Below are 14927 nucleotides of genomic sequence, written 5' to 3' on the forward strand. Positions count from 1 at the left end.
GTGTGGACGGCCAGATCCGCGCCCGGCCGGGTTCGCGGGGGGCGGCGGACTGGAACGGGGGGCGGGTGCCCGCCGCGACGTCGAGCAGCAGGGCCGCGTCGGCGACGGTGCGCGCGAGCGGGCCGACCACGGTCAGGCCGTGGAAGAGTTCGCGTTCGGTCGGGACACGGCCGCGCTGCGGTTTGATCCCGACCAGATCGGTCCACGCGGCCGGGATCCGGATCGACCCGGCCCCATCGGAACCCAGCGCGGCGGCGATCACCCCCGACGCGATGGCCGCCGCCGCGCCGCCCGAGGAACCGCCCGGGGTGCGTTCGGTGTCCCACGGGTTGCGGGTCGCGCCGAACGCCGGGCCTTCGGTGAACGGCCACTGGCCGAGTTCCGGGGTGTTGGTCTTCCCGATCAGCACCGCGCCCGCCCGCCGGAGCGCGGCGACGGGCGGGGAGTCCGCCGTCGCGACGGAGAAGTCGCCTTCGCAGCCGAACGCCGTGGGCAGCCCGGTGACGTCGAGGTCGTCCTTGATCGCGGTGGGGACGCCGAGCAGGGGAGCGGTTTCGCCGGCGGCGAGTCTCCGGTCGGCCTCCTCGGCCTCGCGAAGGGCTTCTTCGGCGCGAAGGCATTTGAAGGCGTTGAGAACCGGCTGACTGGCTTCGGCCTTTTCGAGCGCCAAGCGCGTGAGCTCGACTGACGTCGTGACTCCGGCGACGAGCATCGAGGCCTGTTCGGCCAGGCCGGTGAACGCGAGGTCCGAGGCACTTTTTACCGCCGAGGGCCCATCGACGAGGTCCGCCTTCGAGGTGGTCATGGGATCCCCCTGCACGTCTCGTTCGTTCAAACGAACGATACCACCGAGTAGCTTCGATGTGGTTACGTGACTTTCATGAACCTCGATCGCTTCCCCCGCGTCGACCTCGGCGGCTACCCGACGCCGCTGCATCCGGCACCCCGGCTGGGCGAGGCCCTCGGTCTGCCGAACCTGCTGCTCAAGCGGGACGACGTGCATCCACTCGGCGTGGGCGGCAACAAACTGCGCAAACTCGAGTTCCTGCTCGGCGCGGCGATCGAGAGCGGCGTCGACACGGTGATCACCTTCGGCGCGCTTCAGACCAACCATGGCCGCCAGACCGCCGCGGCCTGCGCGAAGCTGGGATTGCGGTGCGAACTCGTGCTCACCGCGAAGGTCCCTCGCGACGGCGACGCGTACGAGCGGTCCGGCAACGTGTCCCTCGACCACCTCTTCGGCGCGAACGTGCACATCTGCCGCGACGGCGAGGAGACCGGAAGGACCTACGAGCGGCTGATCACCGAGGCCGCGGCCGAGGGCCGCGAGGTGGCCACGTTCCCGGTCGGCGGTTCCGACGGCGTCGGGGCGCTCGGCTACGTGGCTGCCGCGCGGGAGATCGCCGGGCAGCTCGCCGAGCTGGGCATCACCAAGGCACGGCTGGTCGCCCCGCACGCCAGCGGCGGGACCTCCGCCGGGCTCATCGTCGGAACGGCGGACCTCGACTGGCTGACACTGGACATCGCTTGCGTCAGCCATCCGGTCGACGAGGCCCTCGACAACCTGGCCGATCTCACCATCGCGGCGTCGGTACTGCTGGGGACCGAGCCGCCGTCACTCGACGGCCTGCATATCGACGACCGCACGATCGGCCCCGGCTACGGCATCCCGACCGACGGGACCTGGGACGCGGTGCGGCTTTTCGGCCGTACGGAAGGGATCGCGCTCGATCCCGTGTACACCGGCAAAGTGGGCGCCGCGCTGATCGACTGGGCCGCCGAAGGCCATTTCGCGGCCGACGAGCACGTTGTCTTCCTGCACACGGGCGGTTTGCCCGGCCTCTACGGTTACGCCCCCGAATTCGCCGACGCGGTGAGCCGCTGACGCGACCTTCAGCATCCCGGCGATCAGGACCACGTGCGCCACCAATGAAACCCGCTGCATGACACCGACCGGCGCGATGTCGGTCAGCGTCTTGAAGAACGGGATGTCGGACAGGCGCACGAAGATGAAACTGAGCCCGAAGACGATCAGCCCTGCCGCGCTGCCCCACGCCAGGCGGCCGACCAGCTTGGCCGCGGGCGTTCCGCGCAGGTTGTCGCGCAGGGTGAATCCGGCGGCGGGCAGGCTGAGGAACGCGATCAGGCACGCGTACAGGTGGATCTCGCCGCTGACCGGATCCGGGAATTCGGGGTAGCTCGCCGGGAAGATCGCGGCCGCCGCCAACCCGAGCGACCACAGCACGAACAGCAGTTTCGTGGTGCGGCTGAGCTGGATCCCGGCCGCGGCCAGCGCGCCGAGCGCGGTGAGCGAGCCGATCGACAGGGAGAGCACGCTGGCACCGAGCATGCCGGTGCCACGGTCGACGTAGGCGTAACTGGACAGCGTGTCGAACACCGGATCGCGTGAGCTGATCAGGTGGAGCACGACCATCGTGAACAGTGCCCAGCCGATGGCCGCGCCAGACGCGATCAGCCAGGGCTTGGTCCTCGATCTCTCCCCAGGGAACGTCATGCGTTCAGCGTGGTCGTGCCGTCGCGGATTTCCGATCCGGGAAGCCCCCGGTTTTACCCTGGGGCTACCCCGAAGTCGACCAGTACCAGTAGCTGGTCATCGTGCCTTTTCGCGCGGGGCCAGCGCTCGCCGTCCGGGTCCTGTTTCTCCGCCGTGCGCACCGCGTCGAGCACGGCGTCCGGACCACGCTGCCTGCTGATGTCGAGCACTTCCGGCCAGTCGAACAGCTCGTACTCGTCGACACCGATCGCGACACCGTCCGTCGCCAGGAGCAGGGCGTCGACCTCCGAGCGCGGCCAGCTGCGGCGTACGGCTTCGGCGGCCGCCTTCGGTTCCGCTTCGGCGACCCAGAAGCCGTCCGGCGCGTTGCGTTTCGCGCGGACGTCGGCGCCTGTACGGAGCTGGCCGCCTTCGCGCAGGGAGACCAGCCTGTCGTCGGTGAGCGCATCGGCACCCGAAGGACCGAAGGCGACGATCGGGCTGTCGGCGAGCACCAGCCCGTCGACGGTGTCGTCCGTCCAACGTGCGATCGCGACCGTGCTCGACGGCGATCGCCCCGGTTCGAGGCCTTCACGACGTGCGACGTCGGCTATCGACTCGGCCAGGAGCACCGCGAGATCCGCCTGGGGTTCCGTGCTCAAAGCCCGCGACAGACTGTGAACGAGCAGGCTCGCGTACCAGCCGCCGGACGGCAGATCCGGCCGCGGCGCGGTCGCCCCGTCGAGCACCACCACGGCGTTACCGAGTACGGCGACATGGTCTTCGGTCGGGCGCGTCGCTCCGTCCGCGCCTACTCCGTCCCTTTCCGCCACTGAGATCTGGGGCATGTCCCCGACCCTAACTGTCAACCGAGGTTGACGTGGGCGTGATGTCAACGTAGGTTGACGTCATGACCGAAGCGACAGATCTGGCCGCGCGAGCCGGTGACCGCGATCCCCGAGTGGGATTGCGCGCCGTCGCCGCCTTGCGCCGGCTGTTGGAACAACTCGAGGCCGTGCAGGTCCGCAGCGCGCGGGTGCACGGCTGGTCCTGGCAGGAGATCGCGGCCGAGCTGGGGGTCAGCAGGCAAGCGGTGCACAAGAAGTACGGGAGGCACTGATGTTCGAACGCTTCACCACCGAAGCCCGCGAAGTCGTCGTCGGAGCCCAGCGCGTCGCGTCGGACGAGGTGTCCGGGAACGTCGACCCACTGCACCTGCTGACGTCCCTCGCCCGGCACACCGGCGTGCTCACCGCACTGGGCTGCCCGGCGGACGAACTCGCCGACGACCTCCGGCGAGTACGCCGCCGGGGTGGGATGAGCGACGCCGACGTCGAAGCACTGAGCGGCTTCGGCATCGACGTCGAGCACGTCGTCGAGCGGGTCGAGCAGACCCACGGCCCCGGCGCGCTGACCGGCGGCCGTCGTACCGGGCGCGGCCATCGGCCGTTCACACCGGAAGCGAAGAAGGTGCTGGAGAAGAGCCTTCGCGAAGCCATCGACGTCGGCAGCAAGCGCATCGAAGGCGAGCATCTCCTGCTCGCGATGACCGCCGTCCCCGGCGTGGCCGCCGACGTCCTCGCGCAGCGGGGTATCGACTACCTCGCCGTCCGGCGCCTGCTGGACCAACGGGAGGCCAGCTAGTGTCACCGGACTCGCGTGATCCGAGGCCGCACACGCGAGTTACGTCTCCAAGCACGCGAGTTACGCCTCTGATCACGCGAGTCACGTCCCTGATCACGCGAGTTACGCCTCCGATCACGGGTGGGTGCGCTCCCGCCAGATGACGTACGGCAGGAACGCCTGCGTCAGCGGTCCGATGGCGAGCGCGTAGAGAACCGTGCCGACGCCCACGGTGCCGCCGAGCAGCCAGCCGGCGGCCAGGACGGTGATCTCGATGAGGGTCCGGACGAGGCGGATCGACTTGCCCGTCCGGGCCGACAGCCCGGTCATCAGACCGTCGCGGGGGCCGGGGCCGAGCCGCGCGCCGACGTAGACCGCGGCGCCGAGACCGTTGAGCACGACACCGGCGACCAGGTTGAGGAGCTGCCAGCCGAGCACGTCCTGGTCGGGCAGGAAGAGCCGCACGAAGTCGACGGTGAGCGAGATGACCACGATGTTGGCGACGGTGCCGATCCCCGGCCGCTGCCGGAGCGGGATCCACAGCAGGAGCACCAGGACCGACGCGATCGCGGTGACCGTGCCGAACGACAGGCCGGTGATCTTCATCAGGCCTTCGTGGAGCACGTCCCACGGGTCGAGGCCGAGTCCTGACCTGGTCAGCATGGCCATGCTGCCGCCGTAGAGGACGAGTCCGGCGACGAGCTGGATCGAGCGGCGGATGGTGTCTTGGGAGATGCCGACGGGTCGGAGATCGAGTTTCAGTGCCACGAGTGCACGATCGGGGGTAAGTGGCTACCTTGACCATGGCCAATCTGGAACAATTGGCCTTATGGAACCGCTGATCCCGCTGACTGGACGCGTTTCGGGTGCGAAATTGGCCGTTTTGCTGGGGAATTGGCGGCAGAGTGGTTCTCGACACGGTGCGGCGGATCTCGCGGCCGCCGTCGAGCTGCTGGTCCTCGACGGCAGGCTCCCGCTCGGCACCAGGCTCCCGGCCGAACGCGAGCTCGCCGACGCGCTGGAGGTCAGCCGCACGCTGATCGGTGCCGCGCTGGACAAACTGCGGGCCGACGATCTGGTCGCCAGCCGTCGTGGAGCCGGTTCCTGGATCGCGTCACCCGGCGGCCGCGGCCGGGACCCGATCCTGCCGACCGGCGAGGACCTCATCGACCTCGCGCAAGCCTGTCCGCCTGCCATCCCCGGCCTGGTGCCCGCCGTGGACGCCGCGCGGAAGGCGCTCGTGGATCACCTCGGCGAGAACGGCTATCACGTACGCGGCCTGCGGATCCTGCGTGAGCGGATCGCTCGGCGCTACACCGAACGCGGGCTGCCGACGAACGCCGATCAGGTGATGGTCACCAACGGCGCGCATCACGCGTTCGTGCAGGTCCTGCGCATGCTGGCCGGTCCCGGCGACCGGGTGCTGGTCGAGCAGCCGACGTACCCGAACTCGCTGGAGGCCATCGGCGCCGCGCACGCCATCCCGGTCCCGGTGCCGCTGGATCCGGTCACCGGCTGGGACATCGTCGGGATCGAGGCCGCGCTGCGGCAATCCGCGCCGAGGCTCGCGTACTTCGTCGCGGACTTCCAGAACCCGACCGGTCTGCGCCTGGACGCCGTCGGCCGGGAGCGGCTCGCGGCCGCGCTGAGCCGTGCGCGGACCCCGGCGATCATCGACGAGACGCTGGTCGAGCTGGACCTCGAAGGCGATCCGGTCGACGGGCCGCCGCCGCTGGGCGCGTTCGCGGGCGATCTCGGCATCACGATCGGCTCCGCGTCCAAGTCGCATTGGGCGGGGCTGCGGCTCGGCTGGATCCGCGCTTCCGAGGACGTCATCGGCAGGCTGATCGCGGCGCGGTTCGCCGTCGACCTGGGGTCGCCGGTCTTCGAGCAGCTCGTCCTCGCCGAACTGCTCGACGACGGCGGGTCCGCGCTGGCGCACCGCCGCCAGGAGACGCTGGCCCTGCGTGACGCGTTGACCGGCGCGCTGAACTGGTACTGCCCGGACTGGACGTTCACCGTGCCGCCCGGCGGGCTTTCGCTGTGGTGCCGTCTGCCGGAGCCGATGAGCACGCGGCTGGCCGTCGCGGCGGCGGGGCACGGGGTGCAGGTGGCGCCGGGCTCGCGGTTCGGTGTCCACGGTGGACTGGAGCGCTGGCTGCGGCTGCCGTACGCGCTTCCGGCCGAGAGGCTTTTCGAGGCCGTACGGCGGCTGGGCGCGGCCGCCGCTTCGGTGGCCGCGACACCCGCGACGGTCGCCCCGGTGGCCGTCCAGGTCACCTGACTCCCCGCAATTCGTCACCTACTTGCGAAGGGTGAAAGCCGCAAGTAGGTGACGAATTGCGGGAAAGGGGCGGAAACGGAAATAGCCGGTGCGCCGGCGGGGCGGCCGATGCTCCAGGGAGGGCATCGGCGCCGCACGACCAGCGCACCGGCTATCCGGCCCGCCCCGAGGTCGAAACCCCGGGACGGGCACCGCGGCGGTTACCCGGCACAGCCCCTCGACGTGCCGGGAACCGCCCGCGGTTCAGGCGGACTTCGAGCTTGGCCGGCTCCTGCTCGGCGCGGTGAGCAGAAGCCCCCGAAGTCCACCCGGTGCTGGTCCCGGCGCCGCAGGGGCAGCGCGGCGCCGGGGCCGGGATCCGAACCGGCCGGGCGCGGTCGGCCGTTCGGAAAGACAAAGGGGTTGCCTGAAAGAGGGGCAGGCGAAAGCGGCTTGTGCCAGAGGAGTCAACGGACGTCGAAAACCGAAGTTGATCTTGGTTTGGACGTACTTCTCCCCGGCGACCCGGTCAGGTCAGTCGGGGGAGGTGGCGGGAAGCGCGGCTTCCCTGCCGGTGCGCTCGCCTTCGTGGTCGCAGCCGGTTCCGAGGAGTTTCAGCTGCGTGGCGGGGATACCGGCGTCGAGCACGGCGAGCGGCCCGCGGCCGCCACCGGTGTTGTCGTGCCCGGGCTGGGCGGTCGTCGTGGGCGCGATCGGGGCCACCGGCGTGTTCGGCATGCCGCCACCGCCGCCCGAGCCGCCGCCATCGGGGGACGCGTGCGTGTCGGACTCGGCGGGCGCGCCCGGAGCGGGCTGGACGTCGGACTTGACCCGGACCGGCAGGGTGACGCGGTGGTTCTGGGCCGCCGTCGCCGGAACGGGCGCCTCGGCGGGAGCGGACGGACTCGGCGCCGGGGTGTTCGGCGCGGGCGTGTTCGCCGTGGCGGTCTTGGCCGGGACGGCGATGCTGACCGAGCCGCTCGCCGACCCACCGGAGCCGCCGCCGAAAACGGGATCGAGCATGTCGCCGGTGCCCGGCAGGATCACCGGGTCACCCCCGCCGCAGCACGGATTCGGCGTGAGGATCGGCGCGACGACCTGGTCGCCGATTCCGCCGACGACCCCGCCGACGGTTTCGACGACGCCGCCGACCGTGTTGGTGACGACGTTCAGCACGCCGCCGATGAGGCCGCCCAGCAAACCGTTGGACGACTTCGCGGTCTTCGCCACAGGCTCCGGAGAAGAGGTCTTCTCGACGGAACTCGCGCTCGAAACGGCCTCTTCCTCGACAGCGGCCTCAGGCTCCTCGTTCACGACGGGAGCAGGCTCGGTTGCCGGGGTTTCGGTGGTCTCAGCGGATTTCGGAATCTCGGTCTCGGTGGAGTCCGAAGTGGACTCAGTGGGCTCCTCGGGAGTAGTCGTTTTCCCGGATCCGGCTTCGTCCGAAGGCTGGACCACGGAGGTCTCCGGCGTCACGGGAGACTTCTCGTCGGCCGAAGCGGGGGCGCTCAGGACGGCGCCGAGGATCCAGCCGGAGAGCGCGAGCCCGCCCGCGAAAAGGATTCGCGCGCCGGTTTTCGGTGCACTGAGGCCGCGACGGCGCACGACTGCCGGACCAGTCACAGCAATCACCACCGTCCGCGCCTGAAGCCCACGTTTTCCGCGTGAGTTCGATCTTGCTTTGGGGTCTCTTCCGGTCAGGTCACAGTTCCCCGGGGCTGCACCAGTTTTAGCACCGGAGGGGAGTGTTTCACTTCAGCCGCCGCCGATCCAGCCCGTTAGGCGGAACGACGCAACCGGCTCCGGTGCCTGGAGTACCGAAGTCGATCACTCTCGGTATGTGACAGGCGGCCATCCGGGGAGGGGTGGAACTACTCAAATCCTCGGTGACCTGATGTTTTCAACCCTCGAGCCGGATCCCTGCTGCGGTGCGTGCCGTCGAAGTCGCGTTCGGTGATCGGCGCGGCGGGCGCAAGCCGCCGGGAGGGGAGAGTCCGGGATGTGGGACGTGAACGCGGTGTCGGCCGTGGTGCTCAAGGCGCTGAAGGCCTACCGCTTGAGCGAAGCCGATGCCAGGGACGTTTGTCAGGACGCCTGGCTGGAACTGCTTCGCGCACCTGGCGCGCTACGTGACGAAGCGAAGCTCAGAGCTTGGCTGACGACCACCGCGCGACGCCGTGCGCTCCGGATGATCACCAGGAACAGGCGCGAAATACCGCGTCCGCTCCCCGATGCGGAGACGACCCCGGAGTCCGAGGTCATCCGGGCGGAACGCGACCGCGCGCTCTGGATGGCGGTCGATCGTCTGCCGGACTCGCATCGACGGCTGATCCGCCTGCTCGCACACCGGCCGGAGCTGTCCTACGCCCAGATCGCCGGGGAACTGGGCATCAGTCCGGCCAGTGTGGGCAGGGTGCGAAGACGGTGTCTCGACCGGCTCAGACGGATGCTCGCAAAAGGCGGCTGGGCGTGAACATCGGACGAGTCACCGGAGTTTGCGCAAACGGGTGACCGCTTCGTCGATGACCTCGTTGCGTTTGCAGAACGCGAAACGCAGCAGGTGTTTCCACTCTTCCGGGTGATCGGTGAACACCTTTACGGGCACGGCCGCCACGCCCACCCGTTCGGGGAGCTCCCAGGCCAGTTCGGCGGCGTCTTCGAAACCGAGCGGGCGGACGTCGACGCAGACGAAATACGTCCCGGCGGTCGGCCGGACCGCGAACCCCGCGTCCGCGAGGCCCGCCGCGAGCCGGTCCCGTTTGTCCTGGAGGCTCGTGCGCAGCTCTTCGGCCCACGGCAGTTCGTGGTCCAGCGCGTGGGCCACGGCCGGCTGGAGCGGGCCGCCCGAGACGAAGGTGATGAACTGCTTCGCCGCTTTCACGGCCGCGACCAGTTCGGGGCTCGCGCAGACCCAGCCGATCTTCCAGCCGGTGCAGTTGAACGTCTTGCCCGCGCTGGAGATCGAGACGGTCCGTTCGCGCATGCCGGGCAGGGTCGCCAGCGGCAGGTGCTCGGCGTCGTCGAAGACCAGGTGCTCGTACACCTCGTCGGTGATCGCGATCAGGTCGTGTGTCACGCAGAGCGCGGCGACGGCTTCCAGTTCGGCGCGCGTGAACACCGTGCCGGTCGGATTGTGCGGTGAGTTGATCAGGATCGCCCTGGTCCGGTCGGTGACCGCGGCGCGCAGGCCCTCGACGTCCAGCGCGAACCGCCCGTCGCGTTCCACCAGGCCGACGACACGCCGCTCCGCGCCCGCCATGGCGACCGCGGCCGCGTACGAGTCGTAGTACGGCTCGATGACGATGACCTCGTCACCCGCCTGGGTCAGCGCGATCAACGACGCCGCGATGGCCTCGGTGGCGCCGGCGGTGACCAGGATCTCCGTGTCGGGGTCGTACGCGGTGCCGTACCGCAGCCGGTGCCGCGCGATCGCCGCGCGCAGCTCGGGACGGCCCGGACCCGGCGGATACTGGTTCGCGCCGCCGAACAGCGCGTTCTTGGCGGCTTCGAGCATTCCGGCCGGCCCGTCGGTGTCGGGAAAACCCTGGCCGAGGTTGACGGCTTCATGGCGGACGGCCAGTGCCGTCATCTCCGCGAAGATGGTCGAGGTGAAGGGCTGGAGGCGGGGTACGAGGACAGGTTCGCGCACGATCAGCCATCCTCACGGACAATGGCGGTGTGGAGCAACTGACGCCCGCCAAGGTGACCCCAGCCGATCCGCCCGGTGGAACCGCCGCTGAGGAGGAAAAGGCGCGCGGCCTGCGCAAGATGAAGATGGTCGCGCTGTCGTTCCTGCTCGGCGCGACGGTGATCTTCCTGCTGACCAGCTGGGCCGAGGCCGCGGGCTGGCCGGGCTGGGTCGGCTACGTCCGCGCGGCCGCCGAAGCCGGGATGGTCGGCGCGCTCGCCGACTGGTTCGCGGTGACGGCGCTGTTCCGGCATCCGCTGCGGATCAAGATCCCGCACACCGCGATCATCCCGAACAAGAAGGACGCGCTGGGCAGCAGCCTCGGTGACTTCGTCGGTTCGAACTTCCTGTCCGAGTCCGTGATCCGCGAGAAGCTGAGCCGGGTCGAGGTCTCGAAGCGGCTCGGCGGCTGGCTTTCGCAGCCCGCCAACGCGGAGCGGGTGACGTCCGAACTGGCCACCGTCGTTCGGGCCGCGGTCAAGGTGCTCCGCGACGAAGACGTCCAGGCGATCATGGAACAGGCCGTGGTCAAGCGGATCGTGGACAAGCCGTGGGGCCCGCCGCTCGGCAAGATCCTGGCCGGCGTGTTCGCCGACGGGGCGCACCACAAGCTGGTGGACCTGATGTGCGACCGCGGCTACGAGTGGGTGCGGGACAACCACTCGACGATGCTGCGCGTGGTCTCGGACCGGGCACCGAGCTGGTCGCCGAAGTTCGTCGACGAGATGCTCGCGGACAAGGTCTACGGCGAGGTGCTGTCCTTCGTCTGGGCGGTGAAGACCGACGTCAACCACCCCATGCGGCTGGCGCTGGACAAGTTCCTCGGCGAATTCGCCCTCGACCTGCAGACCAACCCCGAGGTGATGGCGCGCGCCGAACAGGTCAAATCCCAGATGCTGGGGCATGACGAGGTGCAGAAGCTGATCGGCTCGGCGTGGGCGACGGCGAAGGAGATGCTGCTCAACGCCGCCGAAGATCCGTCGAGCGAGCTGCGGCGCCGGGTGCGCACCGGTCTCGAGGCCCTCGGCGGGCGGCTCGTCTCCGACGACCACATCCGGTCCAAAGTGGACACCTGGGTGGAGGGTGCGGCGGCCTACCTGGTCACCCACTACTCCCAGGAGATCACCACGATCATCACCGACACCGTGGAGCGCTGGGACGCCGAGGAGACCTCGCGCAAGATCGAGCTCCAGGTCGGCCGGGATCTTCAGTTCATCCGGATCAACGGCACGGTGGTCGGCGCGCTCGCCGGACTCGTCATCTACGCGGTCGCGCAGCTGCTCTTCTGAGCGGCGGCGCGTATACCACACTCCGGAACCCTTACCGCGAGTTGTCCACAGGAAGTGGAGTCATCCCCAGGGTTATCCACAGCTTTTCACGTTTTTGGCCTAACGGTGTGCACAACCCCTGGGGGTAACTCGGGGGTGGGTGACACCAGAAGTTGTGGTCGCGGGATGCGCGGCGACACGCGAGCTCCGGTCGGCAGCCCGTAACTCGCGTGCTTGGAGCCGTAACTCGCGTGATCAGAGGCGTAACTCGTCGGATCACGCGAGTTACGCCTCCGATCACGCGAGTTACGGCCTCAAGCACGCGAGTTACGCGCGGCTCACGCCCGCAAGTAGGTGACTACTTGCGGGTCAGGGGCCTCAGGTCGAGACGTCCGCGGTCCGTGCCCGCCAGGCCCGCGCCTTCTCCCGGTTCCCGCAGGCCCGCATCGAGCACCACGTCCTGGACCGGTTGCGCGATTCGTCGTAGAACGCCCACAGGCAGTCGTCCGCCGGGCAGATCTTGAGCCGGATCCAGTCGCCGAGCACGGTCAGCCGGGTCGACGCCGCCAGCGCGGCCTCGGTGACCGTTTCCGCGGCCAGGAGCGGGCCTTCCTGGCCGAGGATGATCTCCGCCGGTGCGCGCAGGCTGAGCCGGGGCAGTCTCGGGTCGCCGATGGCGGCGCGCAGCGCGTCCCGGGTTTCGCGCGCGGCCGCGGGGGTATCCGCTCGCAGCCGGTGATCCCTGGCCCAGCGTTGCCAGGACTCCAGATCGTCCAGGAGGTCGGTGCCGCGTTCGACGTTCACCGTGTTCAGAAACTCGACCACCAGGGACGCGTCGGTGTTCACCTCGCCCAGTGTACGGGCGGCACCTGTTGTCATCGGCTCCGATAACCCGCATACTCAGTTCGCTGGTTACTCGATCATTCAGGAGGCTGAACCATGGGTGCGGTACCGACCTTCGGCGCGGTGGCCCTCGACTGCCCTGATCCGGTCGCGCTGGCGGAGTTCTACCGCGAGCTGCTCGGCTGGAAGCCCGCCGAAGTCGCCGAAGACGGCCATTGGGTGACTCTCCGGAATCCGGAAGGCGGCGCGCGGCTCTCGTTCCAGCGCGTGCCGGACTACCGGCCGCCGGAGTGGCCGTCCGCGGAGAACCCGCAGCAGGCGCACCTCGACCTCGACGTCACGGACATGGAAGCCGCGCACGAGCGCGCGCTGAAGATCGGCGCGAAGCTGCTCGACGACGCCCCGGAGACCTTCCGGGTGTACGCGGATCCGGCCGGACACCCGTTTTGTCTGTGCGCCTGCTGACCTCGGACGCGAAAAATGCGTAATCTCTGATACGTGATTTGTCCGAAGTGCCAGAACGCCATGAAGACCGTCGACAAGAACGGTGTCCACATCGACCAGTGCCAGGGATGCCGCGGCATCTTCCTGGACAGGGGCGAGCTGGAGGCCATCGCCGGTGCCGAGAACTCGTACTACGGCGGGCACCAGCCCCCTCCGCCGTATCAGGGAGGTGGCCACGCGCCCGCGCCGCACTACGGCCGTCCGGACTCCCCGCGCCCGCACCGGGGCGGGTACGCCGACTCGCCGAAGGGGTACCGCGGCGGGTACGCGGACTCGCCCAAGGGACACCGCGGGGGCTACGCGGATTCGCCGCACGGCTACGGCCACAAGCGTCGTAAGGGCGGCTTCCTCGAGGGTCTCTTCGACTGACCGTGGTCCTCGATCTCAAGATCTGCCCGGCCTGCGGTGATCGCGCCGAACGGCCACAAGTCGAGAGCGGGCTGCTGGTGTGCGCGGTGTGCGCGCACCGGTGGCCGTTCCGGCGGCTTCCGCTCTTCGCGCTGACCGGGCCGAGTGGAGCAGGCAAGTCGACGGTCGGGCCGCGGCTGGCGGAACGGCTCGGCGATCTCGCGCTCGTGGTCGAGCAGGACGTGCTGTGGACGGGAGCGCTGCGCGACGACGTCCCCGGCCATCCCGCGTTCCGCTCGACCTGGTTGCGGATGGCGGCGATGCTGCACCAGAACGGCAGGCCGGTCGTGCTCTGCGGCACCGTCGCGCCGCCCGAATTCGAGCGGCTGCCCGAGCGCGTCTTCTTCTCCGACATCCACTACCTGGCGCTCGTCAGCGAGCCCGACGCGCTGCGCAAGCGTTTGCTCGCGCGGCCCGCCTGGCGCGAGTGGGACGAGGAGCGGGTCGAGGAGATGCTGGAATTCAACGAGTGGCTGCAAGCGGAAGCGCCCTCGATGGATCCGCCGGTCGAACTGTTCGACACCACCAGCCTTCCGGTGGACGACGCCGTCGACCACGTCGAGAAGTGGGTGCGTGGCCTGCTTTCAGGGGCGCAACGGCCAGCTGCGGCCATCGGGTGAATCCAGCCAGATCACCTGGTCTTCGCCGTCGAGGCTGAGCCCGAACCGGTCCCGCCCAGGCTCGCCGAGATCGCGCCACTCCTCGTACGCGCTCTCGACGATCTCCCACAGCCGTCGCGGGCCGCCTTCGGCCACTTCGAACTCGCTGCCCTTCTGCCGATGTCGCAGCCATGAGCCGTCCGGGTGAATCAGGGTGGTGCTCTGGCCTTCTCGTGCGGCCGTCACGCCCGGAAGCTGGAGCCCGGCGAAGAACTCGAAGCGGCTGCGGACCTCGGTGATCGCTCCCATCGGCAGCCGCGTCGGCCGCCAAGCGACGTCGCCTTCGAGCGCCTTCGACGGCTTGAAGCGGTGCGCGCGCAGCGGCATGAAGCGGCCGTCGCGGGCGAGCACCCGCCCTTGTCCCGTCGCGCCTTCACCGGCGACGATCCGGACGAGCCCGCCGCCGATCGGCCGGTTCAGCGTGGTGACGATCAGTCCACCGGGCATGGTCTGTTCCAGCCACGCGGGCGGGATCGACGACACCGAGCACGTGCACAGCACCCGGTCGTAGAGCACGCCCGCCGGGAAACCCTCGGCGCCGTCGGCCGCCACGCACGAGGGCGCGAACCCGATCTCCGAGAGCCGCTTACGCGCGGCGTCGACCAGCTCCGGGTCGATGTCCACTGTGTACACCAGTCCGGAACCGAGCCGATGGCACAGCAGGGCGGCGTTGTATCCGGTGCCCGTGCCGATCTCGAGGACGCGGTGCCCGTCGGCGACCCGGAGCTCTTCGAGCATGATCGCCATGATCGACGGCTGGCTGGACGAACTGGTCGGCGTTCCCGGTTGCGCGCCGAGATAGCGCGCCCGTTCCCAGAGCCCGGAGTCGTCGTCGAGCTGGACGACCAGCACGTCGGGGGAGTAGACGCGGCGCAGCCACCCTTCGTCGCCGTGCTCCATCGCGGCCCAGCCGTTCGACGCCGGGACGAAGATCCGCGGCAGGAAGACGTGTCTCGGCACGGAGCGGAACGCGGACATCCAGTGCGCGTCGTGCAGCACGCCCTCGGCGAGCAGATGCTCGACGAGGCGCCGCCGCAGCCGCGTCGCGTTCGACATCCCTCCACGGTAGCGGGGTGAGCACCAACACACCCGATGGTTGCAAGCAGAGTGCTTGCAATAGCTAGCACTCGGGCGTAGCGTTGAACACGTCGCGAGGAGGTGACCGATGTCAGACACC

Annotated in this window: 16 protein-coding genes and 1 pseudogene; 9 read left to right on the forward strand and 8 right to left on the reverse strand. The window is 69.5% G+C overall.

The window, feature by feature from the left end:
• Positions 1-805: amidase family protein (locus DL991_RS34910; protein WP_255433410.1), on the reverse strand; the 805-nt coding region annotated here is incomplete at its 3' end.
• Between the two features lie 75 nt (positions 806-880).
• Here DL991_RS34910 and DL991_RS34915 point away from each other — a divergent pair.
• The gene (locus DL991_RS34915; protein WP_125788630.1) at positions 881-1885 is read left to right on the forward strand and encodes a D-cysteine desulfhydrase family protein; all 1005 of its coding nucleotides are present in this window, start codon (positions 881-883) and stop codon (positions 1883-1885) included.
• Positions 1886-1963: 78 nt separating this feature from the next.
• On the opposite strand, the pseudogene DL991_RS34920 reads toward DL991_RS34915, so the two are convergent.
• Both DL991_RS34920 and DL991_RS34925 read right to left on the reverse strand, forming a co-directional pair.
• Positions 1964-2515, reverse strand: a pseudogene (locus DL991_RS34920) (DUF998 domain-containing protein); the annotation flags it as partial.
• A 53-nt stretch (positions 2516-2568) separates the two neighbouring features.
• Entirely contained in the window at positions 2569-3342 is a 774-nt protein-coding gene (locus DL991_RS34925; RefSeq protein ID WP_125788631.1) for a protein phosphatase 2C domain-containing protein, read from the reverse strand.
• 62 nt (positions 3343-3404) lie between these two features.
• On the opposite strand from DL991_RS34925, the gene DL991_RS34930 reads away from it, so the two are divergent.
• Together DL991_RS34930 and DL991_RS34935 are read left to right on the forward strand one after the other, a co-directional pair.
• Entirely contained in the window at positions 3405-3614 is a 210-nt protein-coding gene (locus DL991_RS34930; RefSeq protein WP_004559389.1) for a sigma factor-like helix-turn-helix DNA-binding protein, read from the forward strand.
• Positions 3614-4138, forward strand: coding sequence for a Clp protease N-terminal domain-containing protein (locus DL991_RS34935; RefSeq protein ID WP_125788632.1), 525 nt, complete (start codon positions 3614-3616; stop codon positions 4136-4138). The genes DL991_RS34930 and DL991_RS34935 overlap by 1 nt, the downstream gene beginning before the upstream one ends.
• A 114-nt stretch (positions 4139-4252) precedes the next feature.
• Here the strand turns inward: DL991_RS34935 and DL991_RS34940 are convergent, their stop codons facing one another.
• A complete protein-coding gene (locus DL991_RS34940; RefSeq protein WP_125788633.1) occupies positions 4253-4885 on the reverse strand; it encodes a YitT family protein in 633 nt (210 codons plus the stop codon).
• Between the two features lie 61 nt (positions 4886-4946).
• Between DL991_RS34940 and DL991_RS34945 the strand changes: the two genes are divergently transcribed.
• Positions 4947-6401: a PLP-dependent aminotransferase family protein gene (locus DL991_RS34945; RefSeq protein WP_125788634.1), complete on the forward strand. Its 1455-nt coding sequence runs from the start codon at positions 4947-4949 to the stop codon at positions 6399-6401.
• 513 nt (positions 6402-6914) lie between these two features.
• Here the strand turns inward: DL991_RS34945 and DL991_RS34950 are convergent.
• On the reverse strand, positions 6915-8003 hold the full coding sequence (locus tag DL991_RS34950; RefSeq protein WP_233599178.1) for a hypothetical protein: 1089 nt from the start codon (positions 8001-8003) through the stop codon (positions 6915-6917).
• Between the two features lie 376 nt (positions 8004-8379).
• On the opposite strand from DL991_RS34950, the gene DL991_RS34955 reads away from it, so the two are divergent.
• On the forward strand, positions 8380-8853 hold the full coding sequence (locus tag DL991_RS34955; protein WP_125788635.1) for an RNA polymerase sigma factor: 474 nt from the start codon (positions 8380-8382) through the stop codon (positions 8851-8853).
• Positions 8854-8865: 12 nt separating this feature from the next.
• On the opposite strand, the gene DL991_RS34960 is transcribed toward DL991_RS34955, so the two are convergent.
• Positions 8866-10029, reverse strand: coding sequence for a pyridoxal phosphate-dependent aminotransferase (locus DL991_RS34960; RefSeq protein WP_125788636.1), 1164 nt, complete (start codon positions 10027-10029; stop codon positions 8866-8868).
• 29 nt (positions 10030-10058) lie between these two features.
• On the opposite strand from DL991_RS34960, the gene DL991_RS34965 reads away from it, so the two are divergent.
• Positions 10059-11357 (forward strand): DUF445 domain-containing protein, encoded by a 1299-nt coding sequence (locus tag DL991_RS34965; RefSeq protein WP_125788637.1) that lies wholly within the window; start codon positions 10059-10061, stop codon positions 11355-11357.
• A gap of 357 nt (positions 11358-11714) precedes the next feature.
• Here DL991_RS34965 and DL991_RS34970 read toward each other — a convergent pair whose 3' ends face one another.
• A complete protein-coding gene (locus DL991_RS34970) occupies positions 11715-12215 on the reverse strand; it encodes a CGNR zinc finger domain-containing protein (RefSeq protein WP_125788638.1) in 501 nt (166 codons plus the stop codon).
• 60 nt (positions 12216-12275) lie between these two features.
• Here DL991_RS34970 and DL991_RS34975 point away from each other — a divergent pair, with 60 nt between their 5' ends.
• From DL991_RS34975 to DL991_RS34985, 3 genes are read left to right on the forward strand one after another with little or no spacing between them, the layout of a single operon-like run.
• Positions 12276-12644 (forward strand): VOC family protein, encoded by a 369-nt coding sequence (locus tag DL991_RS34975; RefSeq protein ID WP_125788639.1) that lies wholly within the window; start codon positions 12276-12278, stop codon positions 12642-12644.
• Between the two features lie 33 nt (positions 12645-12677).
• Positions 12678-13052, forward strand: a complete 375-nt coding sequence (locus DL991_RS34980; RefSeq protein ID WP_125788640.1) for a zf-TFIIB domain-containing protein — start codon at positions 12678-12680, stop codon at positions 13050-13052.
• A gap of 2 nt (positions 13053-13054) precedes the next feature.
• Entirely contained in the window at positions 13055-13711 is a 657-nt protein-coding gene (locus DL991_RS34985; RefSeq protein ID WP_125788641.1) for an AAA family ATPase, read from the forward strand.
• Here the strand turns inward: DL991_RS34985 and DL991_RS34990 are convergent.
• Positions 13676-14806 carry a methyltransferase domain-containing protein gene (locus DL991_RS34990; RefSeq protein ID WP_125788642.1) on the reverse strand — a complete coding sequence of 377 codons (1131 nt, stop codon included), beginning with the start codon at positions 14804-14806 and terminating at the stop codon, positions 13676-13678. The two genes, DL991_RS34985 and DL991_RS34990, sit on opposite strands and share 36 nt — an antisense overlap.
• Positions 14807-14927: the final 121 nt, after the last annotated feature.

The organism is Amycolatopsis sp. WAC 01375 (assembly GCF_003947325.1).
Lineage (GTDB): Bacteria > Actinomycetota > Actinomycetes > Mycobacteriales > Pseudonocardiaceae > Amycolatopsis.